Consider the following 16,481-nt stretch of genomic DNA (forward strand, 5'->3'; position numbering starts at 1 on the left):
GAGTGCCTTTTTTGTACCTAGTTATCTTGATAGAATGAAGCTACGGTTTTTTCGTTATACGCAATAGCCTTTTGTGTTGCCACTGACGAAAAAATTTATCCAATAAAAAGAGCCTAATCGCCTTTATCGCTAATAACCCACCCCAAATAGACATCACCCAAATTGGCCAATGACGTTCTGGGGTATAAACAAAGTTAACGATATACAATACAGAGCACACCGCAATCGCAATGATGATGTTTTTGAGTAGCTTAGCCTCATCATTAACCCGCTTTTTCGCCTCTTCTATGCGGCTATCCAGCTCACTACTTTCGAGTAAAGGCTCAGAAGTTAGCTCTGATGCACTCACATTAAAAACGGATGCGAGCGCACTCAGTGTTTCTAAACTTGGCACTTCATTATTTTCAATGCGTTGAATCGTTCTTGTACTTAGGGATGACAATTGAGCAAGTTGTTCTTGCGACCAAGCCCTTGCCAATCTGAGCTGCTTAACTTTGTTTTCCATCATAACCTACCTTAGACCTCGCAATCTTCGTGTATGGCTATACTGTCAACTCAATAGAATTTTGACCACGACGCCTTAGCGACAGAGGGACGACAATAATATGACAGTTTATAAATCAATAAATTAGATAATATTATCATCAAGTAAAAACGCCTAATAAAATATATTAGGCGCTTAAAGTTGTTCGTTTGACAGGTAAAGCGTTACTCCCCCGCAATACTCATTTCAGGGATCAACACAGACCCACACTGAATATTACTACGAGTTTCAATATCATCAGCAATAGTGACCATATTGGCCCACATATCTTTTAGATTGCCTGCGATAGTAATTTCGCTAACAGGGTATTGGATTTCGCCATTTTCAACCCAAAAGCCTGATGCGCCACGAGAGTAATCCCCCGTAATACCGCTTACACCTTGGCCCATTAACTCAGTAACCACTAAGCCAGTTCCCATTTGTTTGAGCAATGCATCAAAAGAAAGCCCTTGCCCAGCGATACGCCAGTTATGAATTCCCCCCGCGTGGCCTGTGCTCTGTAAGCCCAGCTTGCGAGCAGAATAGCTGGTCATTAGCCACGTTTGCAGAACGCCATCTTCTACGATATTACGCTCAGTTGTCCGTACACCTTCACTATCGAAAGGAGAAGAGGCTAAACCGCCGATTAAATGCGGCTGCTCATTAATGGTTAACCAGCTTGGTAAAATTTGTTTGCCGAGGCTGTCTAATAAAAATGACGATTTACGGTAAATGCTGCTGCCGCTGATCGCCCCAACAAGGTGGCCAAACAGCCCTGTCGCCACCTCTGAGGCAAAAATCACAGGGGCTTTCATGGTTGGCAGTTTTCTTGGGGATAAACGCGCTAGCGTACGGCGTGCACATTCTTGACCAACCCACTCAGGGGATTTCAATGCATCCACACTGCGACCAATGGTGTAAGCGTAGTCACGCTCCATATCGCCATTGTGTTCCGCAATCACGCAGCTCGACATAGAATAACGGCTTGAGCAATAGCTTTGCAGCATGCCATGGGAGTTACCAAACACACGCACGCCGTAGTGGCCATTAAAGCTACCGCCTTCGGTGTTTACAATACGCGAGTCCGCATTTAACGCTGACATTTCAGCAATAGACGCTAAGCGAATGGCTTCTTCAGGGGACAGCGCTGTGGCTTGGAATAATTTAAGATCAGGCGCTTCAAACGCCAGTAATGATTTTTCCGCAGGGCCCGCACACGGGTCTTCAGAGGTATAATTCGCAATATCGATAGCAGCTTGAACAGTGCGCTCAATGGCTTCTGGGCTTAAATCTGTTGAAGATGCGCTACCTTTACGCTGTTGGTGGTAAACAGTGATACCTAACGCGCCATCACTGTTAAATTCCACATTTTCAACTTCACCTTGACGGGTGCTGACGCTGATCCCCGTGCTTTTATTCACCGCCACTTCCGCGGCATCACAACGTGATTTGGCAAATTCTAATGCGTGCGCAACTGCATCTTCGAGTTTTTTACGTTGTTCTGTGACTTGTTCGGTTACACTCATGCATTCAATCCAATAATGTGGGGAAAATGTTTTTCTGCCCTAACATGCAAATGCTAGGTAGTCATAAAGGGGTTTTCCCAGTTACAATAGATAATAGTCAAATGTTAACACTCACAACGCAGTAAATCATATTAATTACGCGTAATTTCACTACTGTGTTTGGAAAAAGGAAAATCGATATGGCCAAACAGCCTGATGACTGGCTGGATGACATCCCAGCGCCGCAAGACGAAGAAGACGAGGAGATCATTTGGGTCAGCAAAAGCGAAATTAAACGCGATGCTGAGATCCTCAAAAAACTGGGGGCTGAACTCGTTGATTTAAGTAAAAGCGAGCTTGAACGTATTCCATTGGATACTCAACTACTTGAGGCCATTGAGCTTGCTCAGAAAATCAAACGTGAAGGTCGCCGTCGACAATTACAGCTTATCGGTAAATTATTGCGTTCACGTGAAGTGGAACCGATTACCGAAGCCCTTGATAAACTGAAAAACCGCCATAACCAGCAAATCGTCATTCTGCATAAATTGGAAGATTTACGCACCCGTTTACTGGAAGGGGGTGATGATGTGATTGAAGAAGTGGTTACGTTGTTCCCAACAACAGACAGACAACAGCTGCGCGCCCTTGTGCGTAATGCGAAAAAAGAACGTGAAGGCAACAAGCCGCCAAAAGCGTATCGTCAAATATTCCAATATTTGAAAGACCAGTCTGAAATCGCTTAATCGTTTTCCCCTACGCCTATTTTGGGGCGCTAGGGGAAAATCCTAAAAAGCATCCCTTCCATTGATACCCCGTGTAAAGCGGCGTACTATTCGCCTGTTAGTCATACTCTGACCCGTATTATCGCGGCTGCTGAACCCCGATAAATTATGAGGAAGATATGGATAATACTCGAAATAGAGCATGGCGCAGAGCCCAAGCTCGTACCAATAAATCACGTGATCAATTGAACGCTCGCCTTGTCGACTGTTATGCGCCAGAAAAAAACTGGAAGCAAATGTATGGGCGCAGTGAAAAAATGATCCGCGCTGCCCAACTTGGCATGGCCTACCCACAAGTAAGCAGTGCCAAATTGGTACGCAATAGCCTTGATGAGATACAAAACGATCAGTGAATATTTTATTCATTTGCAGTAAAAATCAATGGCGTAGCCCAACCGCTGAACAGATCTGGCGCAATCATGCAAGCTGGGTCACCCGTTCAGCGGGAACAAGCCGCCACGCGAAACGCCCCATCAATGCCGATTTAATCCGTTGGGCGGATGTGATTTTTGTGATGGAACAAAAACATAAAAACCGCCTTAAAGCCGATTTTTCACGGCTACTAGAGCACAAACCCCTTCATGTTTTGGACATTCCTGATGATTATCAGTATATGGACCCAGAACTGATCGCCCTATTGGAAGATAGTGTTCCTGGTTATCTTTCTCTTTGAGAAAAATTCAAACATGACGCTAAAACGCTAAGTGGTTTAATCTATATTTCATCCCTTTAGAAATAATAAAAGCAAAAGGATAGTAACAAAAATGAAAAAATGGTTATCCTCAATCTTTGGACAGAAACAATCTGGTTACCCAGTTGTATGGGATGCAAGTAAAATATCGATTTACCAACAGTTAAACTCATGGCAAGAAGAACTGACTCCATTGCCCGAATCACTCTCAGAGCTCCCAGATTCAACAGACAGTGATGATACTGAAATTCGTTGGGCGAATGGCGCAGAAGATGGAGTATTAGGACATCATGGTTCAGGGCAAAGTGAAACGGATATTGACACGCTATACTTGCTTTTGAAACCTGCGGTTGAAAAAGGGGATAAAACCTCTGTTCTCCAGTTTTATCAGTATGCGGCACAAAATACGCCTATTTCATATATTGATGATTTTCTTGAACTGATTGTTAAACAACAAGATATCTCAGCCATAAAATTAGCCGAGTTTACTGATTGGTTGCTGTGCCATAGCCCTGACCGAAATATCGTAAAACTCGCAATGGCATTAACGATTTTCTTCCCAAGCCTCGAACGGTTAAATACCTTGTACTGCCTCGCCGCCCACGATGAGTTGACGCTTTATGCCATTTTCCCTGTACATGCCATGATTGAATCACCAGATGAATATGAAGCTATGTGGCTAAAAATGGCGAAACGAGTTGAAGGTTGGGGGCGTGTGCAGCTCATAGAGCGGATGCCAACCCCCTTAAACGAAGAAACCCGTCAGTGGATGCTTTTAACAGGCTATAAAAATGACGTAATGCCAGAGTACACCGCTTGGAACTGTGCAACCCATGCTCACCTTAGTGATGCACTTGAAATGCGAGTAGATAGCACATTATTAGCCGCAGCAACCGATATTCTTCAAGCACTGCTAAATGGAGGTCCTGCACGTGATATTCATGACTACGAGGATGCATCTCGTTGCTGCTTTAACTATTTGAAGCAAGTATCGCAGCACGACTATTTATTAGCTTATTACTTTACTGTGCAGCATATACATGAGTTTTTCAGCGAAAACCAAGAACACTATGATAATAGTAATGAGATTATTGCATTGTCTAAATCTATTCTCGATAGTCCCGATTGGAAAAACCTCATCAAACAAGGCCTAGATAGCTCAGATTGTGCCGTTTTTCGCGAAGCTATTTATGTTGCGAAATCACGAGGGCAAGAGGTGTTTTCATTTCTCTATGAAAAACAATTAGCCAATGTAGAAAGTGATTTATGGTTTGAGTTGATGAAGACCGAGGATAACGAGCAAGCCGAGCGAGTCATTAAACTTGCTGAACAGCAATTAGATTTAAATAAAATATCATCTGGTCCAGAAGATATTCTTGGTATTGGTCCTAAGTATCAACAACATGGCAAACTGGATTTTCTACTCCAAGAATTACACCGATTCCCCGGACAAGGCTTACCACTCATTCAATGTGCATTGCAAAGCCCTGTTGTACGTAACCGTAATATGGCACTAAAAGCACTATTTAGCTGGGAACGAAAGACTTGGCCTATTGATTTAGAAGCATTTTTAACTTGTTGCCACGATAATGAGCCGAATAAGGAAACTAAACAATTATTCGATTCATTATTAAAAGGCCAACCATTCGATAATAATTAATGAGATAATTGGGCAGGCGTCCCCAACCTGCCCTCACATCCTTAACCAAACTGCTGTTTAATTACCTCAAGCAAGGTGGGAAACGCCGTATAGCCTTCTCTGTCGAGGAAATGCCCTGCATTCTCTTCTAAAATAACCTGCGTATTTAACGCTTCTGCCAGCGCTTTTGATGACGATGGTGAGACAATCTCATCATTGGTGGATATGATTGAAATACGCTTATCGGCGATGTCAATTAATGCAGTATGGTCGAGTGGACTTAAGGTATGACTACGCAGCTCAGGTAGCGTCTGTTGCTCTTCATCAAAACCAGACACTAAAATATACCCCTTAACAGCTTGCTGCTTATTTTGTAAAAAACGCAATGCGGTAACGCAGCCAAGACTATGACCAATCAGAACGGACTCTTCATCAATATCAAAAGGAAGCTGTTGCAAGCGCTGCTGCCATTTTTCTGGATCTGGGGATAAAGCATCTGGCATTTCTGGCACGTCCACTTGCGCACCAAGGGCTTCAAGCTGGCTTTTTAGCCACGGAAACCAGTTTTTTTCGGGAGAAGCTGTATAGCCATGGATAATAACGAATTTTTGATTTTTTAGTGGCTGTAACGCCGAAGTGAGGTGGCTCATCCTAGAATTCCTATCAACTCAGTTGTCTTGCTTAGACTGTACCATGAGTGATAGGGTGATCAGTTAGAGCTTTTTGTTATATCTAACGCAAAAACAAATTCTTCTTCCCACATGTCTTGTGCATCATTCATCACATCAATAACATTGGCAAATTCGATGCGTTGTTCTGCACTCATATGGCTAAAAATAATGGTTACGGGAAGCTCAATGCCTGCGGAAACCATGTCCCACAAAGCATCGAGATTATGGCCAAACCAATCTGGAAGCGAAAATTGCTGAGCAAATTGCTGATAAAAATCATTCAATGTGTTTATCTGGCGAAAATCAAAGATCACCTGTTTGCTCATCGCTACGTTTCCTTTAATTGACTTGTTTAAAGCTCTTATAATGGTCGTGAGTTACAAAAATCATCCCATCTGAAGAGTATAGCAAACGATCGGCCCCACGGTGCCCACAACGGTAGTTGATATCCGCTTCAAACCATTGGCGATTATCTGCGATAGGCAACGATTTTTCACGATTCGAAAAACGATCGCCCCCAATAGCCCGCTTTGGTAACACATCGCAAAGGTTGCCTTTTTTGGCATCCCAACCGGCTTGCCTCGCCTCTTTTTTCGTTATGTAAAATGCAGGAAGTTTTTGGTATTTCTGCATATAACTAACGACATTCTGTTGCTCAGTCAGTTGGTCAATGGTTTTTGACTGGGCATTTTCTTGAGTGATTGTTTGTTCAGAAGCCGCAGGTTTGTCTGCCTGTGGTTTATCTTGAACATCGCCACCGCGAAAATACAGGCTCAGCACAATCAAAATAGCCATCAATACTAGTGATATGACTCTTTTATTCATTTAGTACCTTCATTATGACAATAACGGCAACCCATGCTTTCGCAAAGGCTGCCGTTTAACTCGCTATTGCGTGGAAGATCGCAAAATTATGCAGTACCGCCTACCGTCATTTTGTCCAATTTCAACGTTGGCTGACCAACGCCTACAGGCACGCTTTGGCCTTCTTTACCACATACACCCACGCCTTTGTCTAATGCAAGGTCATTACCCACCATGGAAATTTGCTGCATCGCCTCAACACCAGAGCCAATCAGTGTTGCCCCTTTCACTGGCGATGTGATTTTCCCATTTTCAATCAAGTAGGCTTCAGAGGTTGAAAATACAAATTTACCCGAGGTGATATCAACCTGACCACCACCAAAGTTTGGTGCGTAAATGCCTTTATCGACGCTAGCAATGATTTCTTCTGGTGTTGAAGAGCCTGCAAGCATGTAAGTGTTCGTCATACGCGGCATTGGCAGGTGCGCATAAGATTCACGACGTGCATTACCTGTCGGGGAAACTCCCATCAGGCGTGCATTCAGTTTATCTTGAATATAATTACGCAAAATACCATTTTCTATTAGAACGTTATATTGCCCCGGTACCCCTTCATCATCGACAGCAAGGGAGCCACGACGACCTGCGATCGTCCCATCATCCACCACGGTACACAGTGGTGAAGCTACCTGCTCGCCCATTTGCCCAGAGAATACAGATGTACCACGGCGGTTGAAATCACCTTCAAGGCCATGACCAACGGCTTCGTGCAACAATACGCCCGGCCAACCCGCGCCTAATACCACCGGCATCATACCCGCAGGGGCAGCAATGGCAGATAAATTCACCAGCGCCATACGTACAGCTTCGCGGGCATACTGCTCAGCCACGATTTGACCTTGGTGAATTTCTAAGAAATATTCATAACCATAACGACCACCGCCGCCACTGGCACCGCGTTCACGTTTGCCGTCATGTTCAACTAATACACTCACAGAAAGGCGTACTAATGGGCGAATATCTGCTGCTAATGTGCCGTCGGTTGCAGCAACTAGCACTTGCTCGTAAACCCCCGTTAAACTTGCGTTCACTTCGATAACACGCGGGTCTTCGGCGCGCGCGACTTGGTCGACACGGTGCAATAAATCAATTTTCTGTTCGCGAGATAAGCTCTGTAACGGGTCGGCTACAGAATACAATTTTTTGTACTCAACATTGCTTAAGACACGTGATTTACCAGAGCCTTGTTCGTTCACAATGCTTCGTGCTGCGGTCGCGCTTTGCACTAGCGCTTGCAGTGAAATTTGGTCTGCATAAGCAAACCCTGTTTTTTCACCACATACCGCTCTTACACCAACACCTTGGTCAATATTGTAAGAGCCATCTTTGATTATTCTATCTTCAAGCACCCAAGATTCATGGAAACTTGATTGGAAAAACAGATCCGCGTAATCCAGATGGCGCTCAGATAATAACCCTAAAATGTCATACAGATTTTCTTGCCCAAGGCGGTTGGCGGCCAGCAAATGTTCGCTGACAGAAGCTAAACTCATATTCGTTACTCTTTGGTTGCGTCTTTTTTAATCAGAGAGGTCAGTTGCGGTCTGAAGCGGTTATGTTTTACCACTCGAATTTGCTCACGCATGACACTCAAGCTGTCTGTTTTGATATTCAATACTGTCGATGCCACTGCATCCACATTCTTTTTCATCACTTTACCCCAGCCATCAACAGCAAGGCTATGGCCCCACGTGCGGCGGGTTCCATGCACACCCACTTGAGCAGGTGCCAAAATATAGCATTGGTTTTCAATCGCACGGGCACGCAGTAATGGCTCCCAGTGCGCCTGACCAGTGTAGCGGGTAAATGCGGCTGGAACAGAGATAATTTCTGCGCCTTGTTCTCTCAGTGCTTGGAATAAGCCAGGAAAACGCAAATCATAGCAAATCGTCATCCCTAAGCGACCAACTGGGGTATCCACCACAGTGATATGTTCACCACGTTGATAAATGACTGATTCGTTATAATTTCCTTGCTCGTCTTCAATATTCACATCAAACATATGAATTTTATCATAGCGAGCTTTGATATTACCTTCGGAATCAAATAATAAGCTGCTGCTTGTAATACGTTCAGGATCTTCACGGCTGATCATCGGCATCGACCCAACGAGGATCCACACATTATACCGTTTCGCCATAGCGCTAATAGCGTCTTGCAGAGGGCCTTTCCCTTGGGTCTCAGCTTGTTTACGGTAAGTCGCCGCATCGGCAAAGAGCAATGCATTTTCAGGTGTCAAAACTAACTGAACAGTCTCTGGCAACTGTTTGATTTGCTGCTCTATTTGCGCCAAATTGTGCTTAGTATTATTTCCGCTACATAACTGCAAAAGTGCAACGTTACCATTTTTCATTACTCTTGAGTCTCCTTTAGTTGACGTAATACTTCATCAATTTTTGGCTCGTCCAAGCTACCTGTTACGCGATAACGAATCACAGAAACTTTACTCCATAATGGACCGAGCACTTTTGTTGCCGCGAATACCGCAGCACCAGCAAATGGGTTGACGACAAACGCGGTTGCTACTCCTACTGTAGCAGAAATTTCAGGTGTAATGACCGCTTCTAAGTTAATTTGACGTTTAACAAGGTCAACCTCACCATTTAAAGCAATATCCGCAACTAAGCCGTCCACAACCGTGTTTTTAGATGTCATCACACCGTTATGCAAAGTCGCATCACCTTTAATTGAGTCAAAATCGAAATCGTTGTTAAATGTATCGCGAAAATCGAACTGTAGCTTACGCAACAAGGCATCGAAACTGACTAAGCGCAGGATCTGCCCTGCACGCCCACCGCCCATTTTTGCGATGGCCCCTTTACCCAGTTTCGCCGATAGCTTGCCGTTTAATGAAGCAATGTCTGGTGACCAAGGTAGATTGGCCCAGTCTAAATTAAATTCTATCGTATACGGGGACTCAATAATGGGCACCAACATACCGAAATAAGCCGCGCTTTCATCGAAAGCTTCCCCCGTTAAGGAACCCGCCACTTCAGTTTTATTGCCGTTACCACTGTGCCAGATAGCATCCAACTTTAGCTGCATGGCACTATTGTTTAACGTGCCGTCGATCAGTTGCAGTGAGTCGCCTTTCGGAATGATATTAGCGCTAATCTCACCCAGTTTTTGTCCTGCAATCCAACACTCTTTACAGGTTATATTTAATTGCGGCCATTGGCTGAAGTCAACGCGCTCAGAGCCTGTTGTACTGTCCGCCGTTGAACTTGGGTTGTAATACAAGTAATCAACCGCCACTTTCCAAGGCTGTTTTGCATAGATTTGTAGCGAGCCTTTTAGGTTTTCGCTATCCACACTAACCACTTGCTCATCACGTTGTAAATCATAGGAAAAGTTTAAATCTTTCCAGTACTGCCCGCCCAAATAAATGGAGGCGAGTTTAACCTCAAGCACTTCAGGAAGGCGAATATTGGCTCCACCTTGGCGGCTATTTGATGAAACGAGCAACCCTGCGAGTTTGTCCCAATCCATGGCCTTAACGGGAGGAAGTGAAACAACCATCGCGGCATTTTTCGGTAATTCTGGAACTTGATTTTGCCATGGGGCAACATGCGCTTTAAGTAACCTTAATGGTTTATCGCTTAAGTTCCATTGGGTATTAAAGCCAAGGCGCTTGCCAATATCACCACCGATAGTCAGTTGCTCAGTATCGCCTTTCGCTTGAACGTTAATTTGCCCCAACTCTGCTAACAATTCACTGTTTAGGGCTGGTAACTGGCTTTTTAGCTGCTTAAGGCCTGCGGTAACATCAATTTGTAAGCCCACTTTTGCTTTCGCTGAGTCAGGTAAGTTAATCGAGACATGGCCTTTCCAATCACTGGTACCCGATACTTTCTGTTTGATTTCATCGGGGAGCATCGCCAGTTTATTCAGCGCCCAATTTCCTGCGATATTCACATCAACCTGATAATCTTTCGAACCAGTCAGCGTCGTAAAATCAACCGAGATAGGTTGCCCAAACCACTGCCCCTGCAACTTATCACCGACCAAGTCGCCATTATTAAAGCTAAAGCTGCCCGTTAAAGACGAGATAGTGCTATCAATTGGCTGAATAAATAAATCATTTTTATTAAGGTTAACCTTCCCTTTTGCGACAACATCTTTCCCCGCACTTAACGGAATAGATAAACCAAGCTGCCCATTCACGGTGCCGCCAATTTGTAGCTCTTCCAAGGTGTCACCGATGGAATGCTTCATCGGTGTGTGTACAAAATATTGCTGAATTTGCTTTCCTGTGCCACTAATATCCGCATCGATATACAGCATCTCCTCGGTGTAATCACGGATAATCGCATCAAGGTTGGTTGCCGTGGCATCAGCCAGTTTGACCATTGGTGCATGCATGTACAGGCCTGCCCGCCGAAAATCTAAATCCATGTCCAAGTTGAGTAACGCCGGCCATTCGCTGTCATATTCGAAAGTGGCATCTTGCAGTGGCACATACACTTGGAATTGGCCATCATTATGGTCATACGGGAAATTGGCAGGGTCGCCTTTATACACCAATGTAGCGTTGTCAACTTTCCCTGCAATAATCGCTTTTGTCAGGTAGTCAGCAACATCTTGGCCCATTAATTTTTGCGGAAAATAACGCCATGCATCCCCAGCATTATCCAGTCGAATACCTGCCAAAATGGCTAAATCGGCATAGTTGCCTTTTTTGGCTTTGGCATAGCGAAATTCACCGTTCGCCCATAGAGATGTGGCTTGCACATCTAAGGCAGGGCTCCAAAGTTTAAATTCACTGTCGTTATCCGCCCAATACAGCTGCCCTTTTGCAGTGGAAATATTAAACGGCGCTTTAAATTCATCACGATAGTCAACTTTGCTGTCTTGCAGGTTGAAAGAGATACCACCACTTTGCATTCCCCCAATTAATACACCAGAGAAATGATCCACAGAAGGGAGCTCCTTCCATTTTTGCCAACTGACATCTTGCCAATCGACGCTAACTTGGAGAGATTCAGGCTTATTTTGTGTCGCATCTAGGGCAAATTCACTCACCACACCCGTGGGCTTGCGATGCTGCCAATCTTGCACCATATCTGGCGTAAGAAATGAAAATGTCGGCAAGACTTCACTTAAGCGCTCAAGCTCGATATTTTTTGCTCGAACACGCCAATGGTCGTTATCTTGGTATTTTTTCGATGCAGGCAGATACAGCACCGATACACTACCTTGCGGCCAAATAAATTCATTGGTTTTTAATGTATCAAGTTCAGGAATATTAAATAGCCAGCCATTTCCCTGCCTTTTCATGCGTAGCAGTAAATCATTAACTTGCAGATTTTGGGTTAGCTCGCCCTCCCCCCAGTTAGCTTCCCCTTGGCGCAACTGGATCAACCCACTTTCAATACGATTGTCTTTTAAACTGATCCATGAGGACAAACTAAAGTTAGCATCACGCAATGAGGTGTTGTCACGTAGCCAGCGGCTTAGCCAAGGCTGCATATCAATATTGTCCGCTTGAAGGTAAAAAATACCATCACTCAGCACACCATTTTTATCTGACACATCCAGTTTAACTTGCAGATAGCCATGCTGTTTATTGATGGTTTCAAGGCTAACAAACCCTTGCGCACGGTGACGTTCATTTTCATTTAGCCAAGAAAGTTCTGGCAGAATTAACGTGGTTTTTTGCTCTGAGGGGGTTAGGAAAGTCAGTTGACTATCTTTTAACGTAAAATGGTCAAATTGACGTAAAAACAAATCTTCAACGCCATCTAATGACTCACCTTCGCCAGAGCCTTCAAACGAAAAAGGGACTTTGTAATCAACATTCAGCTGGTAGAAAGTCAGGTCGCGAAAGCGCCAGCGTAGGGAAAACAATGAGTTCCAGATATCGAGTTCAAGATGAATTTGCTTAGCGCTAACATCCGTTGTGTCACTTTGCAACGTGACATCGGATAGCGTAAGAACGGGGCCAAAATAGCGCCATGCCCCTTCCATCTCGCCTATCTGAACCGAAACATCTGCCTTTTTTTCGATATAAGCAATAAGATCGGGGCGATAGCTATCAATATTCGGTAGAAGGAAACGCAGCCCTGTCAGCACCAGCGCGCACAGCAATAAAATAACCGCAGTGGTCACCAGTACTACACGTGGCAGTCGTTTCACTCACTTCTCCTTTAAGCAAACAGCTACATCATCACAACATCAAAGCGTTCTTGGCTGTATAACGGCTCAGTCTGGACTTTCACTTGCTTCCCAACGAAGATTTCCACTTCCGCCAGTGCATGTGATTCATCCCCTTTAAGCACATCTACCACGGCTTGGGATGCGTACACCAAGAAGCGATCAGCGTCGATCGTGCGGTGAACTCTCACGATTTCACGTAAAATTTCATAACATACCGTTTCCACTGATTTCACCGTACCACGGCCTTGGCAAGTTGGGCAGTCATCACACAGTACGTGTTCAAGGCTTTCCCTTGTCCGCTTACGGGTCATTTCCACTAAGCCAAGCTGTGAAAAACCATTAATCGTGGTTTTGACTTTATCTTTGCTAAGTGCTTGTTCCAATGAGGCTAATACACGGCGACGGTGCTCAGCATCAGTCATATCAATAAAGTCGATGATGATGATCCCGCCTAAATTGCGCAAACGTAGCTGGCGTGCAATCGCTTGAGTTGCTTCAATATTGGTATTGAAAATAGTTTCTTCTAGATTACGATGGCCAACAAACGCCCCCGTATTGATGTCGATGGTGGTCATGGCTTCAGTTTGGTCGATAATCAGGTAGCCACCTGATTTTAATTCAACTTTTCTGTCCATCGCCCGTTGAATTTCATTTTCAACATCAAATAAATCGAAAATTGGCTGGTTGCCTTGGTATAACTCCAGTTTTGCCGTCATTTCCGGCACATACTCTTCGATAAATTCTTGTAATTGAGTATAGGTCAAACGGGAGTCAACGCGAATTCTGTCGAGATGAGCGCCTGCAAAATCACGGATAATGCGAAAAGCGAGCGCTAATTCACCATAAATTTTAGTGCGAGTCACATTACGTTTTTTCCGTTCAATGACTTTCGCCCAAAGACGTTTTAAGAAAGCAGCATCTTGCTTAACGTCATCTTCACCCACACCTTCCGCTGCGGTACGAATAATAAAGCCACCGTTTTCGTCACAATATTGGGCAACACACTGTTTTAAGCGTTCACGTTCTTCTTCACTTTCAATACGTTGAGAAACTCCGACATGGGAAGCCCCCGGCATGAAAACTAAATAACGTGAAGGTAGCGTAATGTCTGTCGTCAAACGAGCACCTTTGGTACCCAGCGGGTCTTTCACCACTTGCACAATCAGGTCTTGACCCTGTTTAACCAGCTCAGCAATGTCCCTAACGTGGAAATTTTTTTGCTCATCACCCGCAATGCATTCGGTGTGCGGCATGATATCTGATGCATGCAAAAAGGCGGCTTTATCCAGACCAATATCAACAAAGGCCGCCTGCATTCCGGGTAGAACGCGGCTCACGCGGCCTTTGTAAATATTCCCTACGAGTCCTCTTTTTGCTTCTCGCTCAACATGTATTTCTTGTAAGATCCCACCATCAATATAAGCTACGCGCGTTTCAGATGGTGTAATGTTCACTAATAGTTCCGCTGTCATGACTTCCCCTTACCATCACCTAACGCTAAAAATCGTTGAATTAATTCATTTGTTTCGACCAAAGGCAAACCCACTACGCCGTGGTAACTGCCATTAATTTTCCGAATAAAACGCCCACCAAGACCTTGAATTGCATAGGCACCTGCTTTATCCATGGGTTCACCTGACTGTATATAATCCTGTATTTCAAGTAAAGATAACCCGCTGAATGTCACATCTGTCACAATCAATTCGTGTAATGTCTGTTGGCGATTAGAAAGGGCAATAGCAGTCATCACTTGATGAGTTTTACCCGCTAGCGCACTGAGCATCTCTTGGGCATGTTGATTATCACGGGGTTTTTCAAGGATCCGCCCTTCCAGAACGACAATCGTATCCGCCCCTAAGACAGGCTTATCTTCGGGTGCCATGGCAACACCAGCTAAGGATTTATCACGCGCAAGACGCTGCACATAGCCTTCAGGCGTCTCACCCGGTTGCCACTGTTCCTCTACCTCTGGACGTAAAATTTCAAAAGAGTAGTCAAGATATTGCACCAATTCGCGTCGACGAGGTGAGCCTGATGCCAGATAGATTAAATTCATAAAACATATTTCCCGTCAGAAACGACAGCTAAACCCTTAACACACTGAAAACTGTCGACGAATTTTTCGTAAAAGCAAAAATAACCATGGCCACAGGATACCATTGACGAGGCTATTCCAGAATACTTGCGGATGGAATAATACCTGAGATGATAAAAATTCAGCCCAGAATACCGCCAAATCTTGAATAACGGTCAATAACATAATCACCAGCGCTTGCTGCCATAGCGCCATATTACGTAATAATTGGTGTTTATAGGCGACGAGATAACAAATAATACTGAAAGAAAGAGCATGAACGCCCAGAGCTGAGCCTTGAATGGAATCAACAATAATACCTAAAATAAAGCTGGTGCCGACGCTCACGCGATGTGGCAGCGCCATCACCCAATACGCTAAAATCAGCAGCAGCCATGATGGCCGATAAAAGTTAAGCTGTTCCGGCCACGGCATGACTTGCAAAATCAGCGCAATAATAAAGGACAGCCAAATAATCGCTCGCCCATTACCACGGTATTCATCCATTTAATTCATTCCTCCTACCCATAACCATAATAACGTTTCCTTTACCTATGGTTGCGGTGCCATTGATGGTGGCAGTGGTGGCCCTTGAATTTCACTTGGATTCGGTAAAACTTGCGGGAGCACTTTCATTAAGCGTTCATTCGCTGCACGGTAAACTTCTGAAGGCTGTAATGGTGTTTTCGGATCGCTATCATTACCCCACAAAAGAAGCAGATAACGTAAACGTTGCAGCTCCGCGCTTGGTCTCGCACTGATAATGGTATACGCACGCTGTGTATCATGTTTAACCGCTGAGACGACCCCAACAGGGTAACCTTCAGGGAAGCGTCCACCGAGGCCAGAGGTAACGAGCACATCCCCAACACGGATATCCGTATTTTCAGGCAATGGTTCAAGCTGTAAATCATCCGCACACCCAGAGCCTGCAGCAATCACACGCACATCATTGCGCAGCACCTGCACAGGAAGGGCATGGGTAGTATCACAAATGAGTAACACGCGACTATTAAAATTGCTCACACCCACCACTTGGCCGACAACGCCTTTATCACTAATAACGGGTTGCCCTTCATAAACGCCTTCGTTACTGCCTTTATCAATCACAACTTGGTCACGATAAGGCGTGTTCGCACCTGAGATAACTTGCGTCACCATCATGTGTTCATCTTGGCGTAACGGAGAGCCGAGCAGTTCCCTTAAGCGTGCATTTTCTTGCTTAAGCTGCTCCAGTAACAGGTTATCGGCTTTTTTCAGTAACAACTCTTGGCGCAATGCTTTGTTTTCAAATTGCAGCTGTTCCCGAGAAGAGAAACTTTCTGAAATGTTATCCAGAAACTGGCGTGGACCATTAGCTAAAAAATAGAATGGGCTGACCGCCGTGTCTAAATAGTTACGGATTTTATTGAAGGGCTCGAATCGATGGTCAATCACCACCAGCACAAGTGCAATGATTACCGCAAAGAAGATGCGTAACTGTAGGGATGGACCTCGCCTAAAAATGGGCTTCATGTGCGGCTATGTTTCGCTAATGTCAGAGGATCAAAAATAGTCAAAGCAGCTAGGTATC

General features: G+C 44.6%; 16 protein-coding genes. 4 read left to right on the plus strand and 12 right to left on the minus strand.

The genetic code is table 11. The features are described 5' to 3' along the window. Positions 1 to 40: 40 nt before the first annotated feature. Positions 41 to 508 (minus strand): helix-turn-helix domain-containing protein, encoded by a 468-nt coding sequence (locus tag AC4IFO_RS08480; RefSeq protein ID WP_490733451.1) that lies wholly within the window; start codon positions 506 to 508, stop codon positions 41 to 43. Between the two features lie 200 nt (positions 509 to 708). Further along, entirely contained in the window at positions 709 to 2,049 is a 1,341-nt protein-coding gene (pmbA, locus tag AC4IFO_RS08485) for a metalloprotease PmbA (protein ID WP_206083542.1), read from the minus strand. 179 nt (positions 2,050 to 2,228) lie between these two features. On the opposite strand from pmbA, the gene yjgA reads away from it, so the two are divergent. From yjgA to AC4IFO_RS08505, 4 genes are all read left to right on the plus strand, one after another. After that, on the plus strand, positions 2,229 to 2,774 hold the full coding sequence (yjgA, locus tag AC4IFO_RS08490; RefSeq protein ID WP_219244580.1) for a ribosome biogenesis factor YjgA: 546 nt from the start codon (positions 2,229 to 2,231) through the stop codon (positions 2,772 to 2,774). 158 nt (positions 2,775 to 2,932) lie between these two features. Continuing rightward, complete coding sequence (locus AC4IFO_RS08495; protein ID WP_353243667.1) at positions 2,933 to 3,166, plus strand: hypothetical protein; 234 nt, start codon at positions 2,933 to 2,935, stop codon at positions 3,164 to 3,166. After that, positions 3,163 to 3,486: a low molecular weight protein tyrosine phosphatase family protein gene (locus AC4IFO_RS08500; protein ID WP_490733454.1), complete on the plus strand. Its 324-nt coding sequence runs from the start codon at positions 3,163 to 3,165 to the stop codon at positions 3,484 to 3,486. Before AC4IFO_RS08495 ends, AC4IFO_RS08500 begins: the two co-directional genes overlap by 4 nt. 91 nt (positions 3,487 to 3,577) lie before the next feature. Then, positions 3,578 to 5,164 (plus strand): hypothetical protein, encoded by a 1,587-nt coding sequence (locus AC4IFO_RS08505; protein WP_490733456.1) that lies wholly within the window; start codon positions 3,578 to 3,580, stop codon positions 5,162 to 5,164. A gap of 41 nt (positions 5,165 to 5,205) precedes the next feature. Here AC4IFO_RS08505 and AC4IFO_RS08510 read toward each other — a convergent pair whose 3' ends face one another. From AC4IFO_RS08510 to mreC, 10 genes are all read right to left on the minus strand, one after another. Then, complete coding sequence (locus tag AC4IFO_RS08510; protein ID WP_490733458.1) at positions 5,206 to 5,793, minus strand: RBBP9/YdeN family alpha/beta hydrolase; 588 nt, start codon at positions 5,791 to 5,793, stop codon at positions 5,206 to 5,208. A gap of 59 nt (positions 5,794 to 5,852) precedes the next feature. After that, positions 5,853 to 6,140 carry a barstar family protein gene (locus tag AC4IFO_RS08515; protein WP_490733460.1) on the minus strand — a complete coding sequence of 96 codons (288 nt, stop codon included), beginning with the start codon at positions 6,138 to 6,140 and terminating at the stop codon, positions 5,853 to 5,855. 13 nt (positions 6,141 to 6,153) lie between these two features. Beyond that, the gene (locus AC4IFO_RS08520; RefSeq protein ID WP_490733462.1) at positions 6,154 to 6,639 is read right to left on the minus strand and encodes a ribonuclease domain-containing protein; all 486 of its coding nucleotides are present in this window, start codon (positions 6,637 to 6,639) and stop codon (positions 6,154 to 6,156) included. A gap of 86 nt (positions 6,640 to 6,725) precedes the next feature. Further along, complete coding sequence (tldD, locus tag AC4IFO_RS08525) at positions 6,726 to 8,171, minus strand: metalloprotease TldD (RefSeq protein WP_490733464.1); 1,446 nt, start codon at positions 8,169 to 8,171, stop codon at positions 6,726 to 6,728. A gap of 5 nt (positions 8,172 to 8,176) precedes the next feature. Beyond that, positions 8,177 to 9,031 (minus strand): deaminated glutathione amidase, encoded by an 855-nt coding sequence (gene nit1 / locus AC4IFO_RS08530; protein ID WP_490733466.1) that lies wholly within the window; start codon positions 9,029 to 9,031, stop codon positions 8,177 to 8,179. After that, the gene (gene yhdP, locus AC4IFO_RS08535; protein ID WP_490733468.1) at positions 9,031 to 12,813 is read right to left on the minus strand and encodes an AsmA2 domain-containing protein YhdP; all 3,783 of its coding nucleotides are present in this window, start codon (positions 12,811 to 12,813) and stop codon (positions 9,031 to 9,033) included. The genes nit1 and yhdP overlap by 1 nt, the downstream gene beginning before the upstream one ends. 23 nt (positions 12,814 to 12,836) lie before the next feature. Then, positions 12,837 to 14,306: a ribonuclease G gene (rng, locus tag AC4IFO_RS08540; protein WP_353243674.1), complete on the minus strand. Its 1,470-nt coding sequence runs from the start codon at positions 14,304 to 14,306 to the stop codon at positions 12,837 to 12,839. Beyond that, complete coding sequence (locus AC4IFO_RS08545) at positions 14,303 to 14,890, minus strand: Maf family protein (RefSeq protein ID WP_490733470.1); 588 nt, start codon at positions 14,888 to 14,890, stop codon at positions 14,303 to 14,305. Before AC4IFO_RS08545 ends, rng begins: the two co-directional genes overlap by 4 nt. Positions 14,891 to 14,926: 36 nt before the next feature. Continuing rightward, positions 14,927 to 15,415: a rod shape-determining protein MreD gene (gene mreD, locus AC4IFO_RS08550; protein ID WP_219244591.1), complete on the minus strand. Its 489-nt coding sequence runs from the start codon at positions 15,413 to 15,415 to the stop codon at positions 14,927 to 14,929. Positions 15,416 to 15,460: 45 nt separating this feature from the next. Next, positions 15,461 to 16,423, minus strand: a complete 963-nt coding sequence (gene mreC, locus AC4IFO_RS08555) for a rod shape-determining protein MreC (RefSeq protein ID WP_490733473.1) — start codon at positions 16,421 to 16,423, stop codon at positions 15,461 to 15,463. Positions 16,424 to 16,481: the final 58 nt, after the last annotated feature.

This window comes from Providencia sp. UF-224, assembly GCF_058245955.1.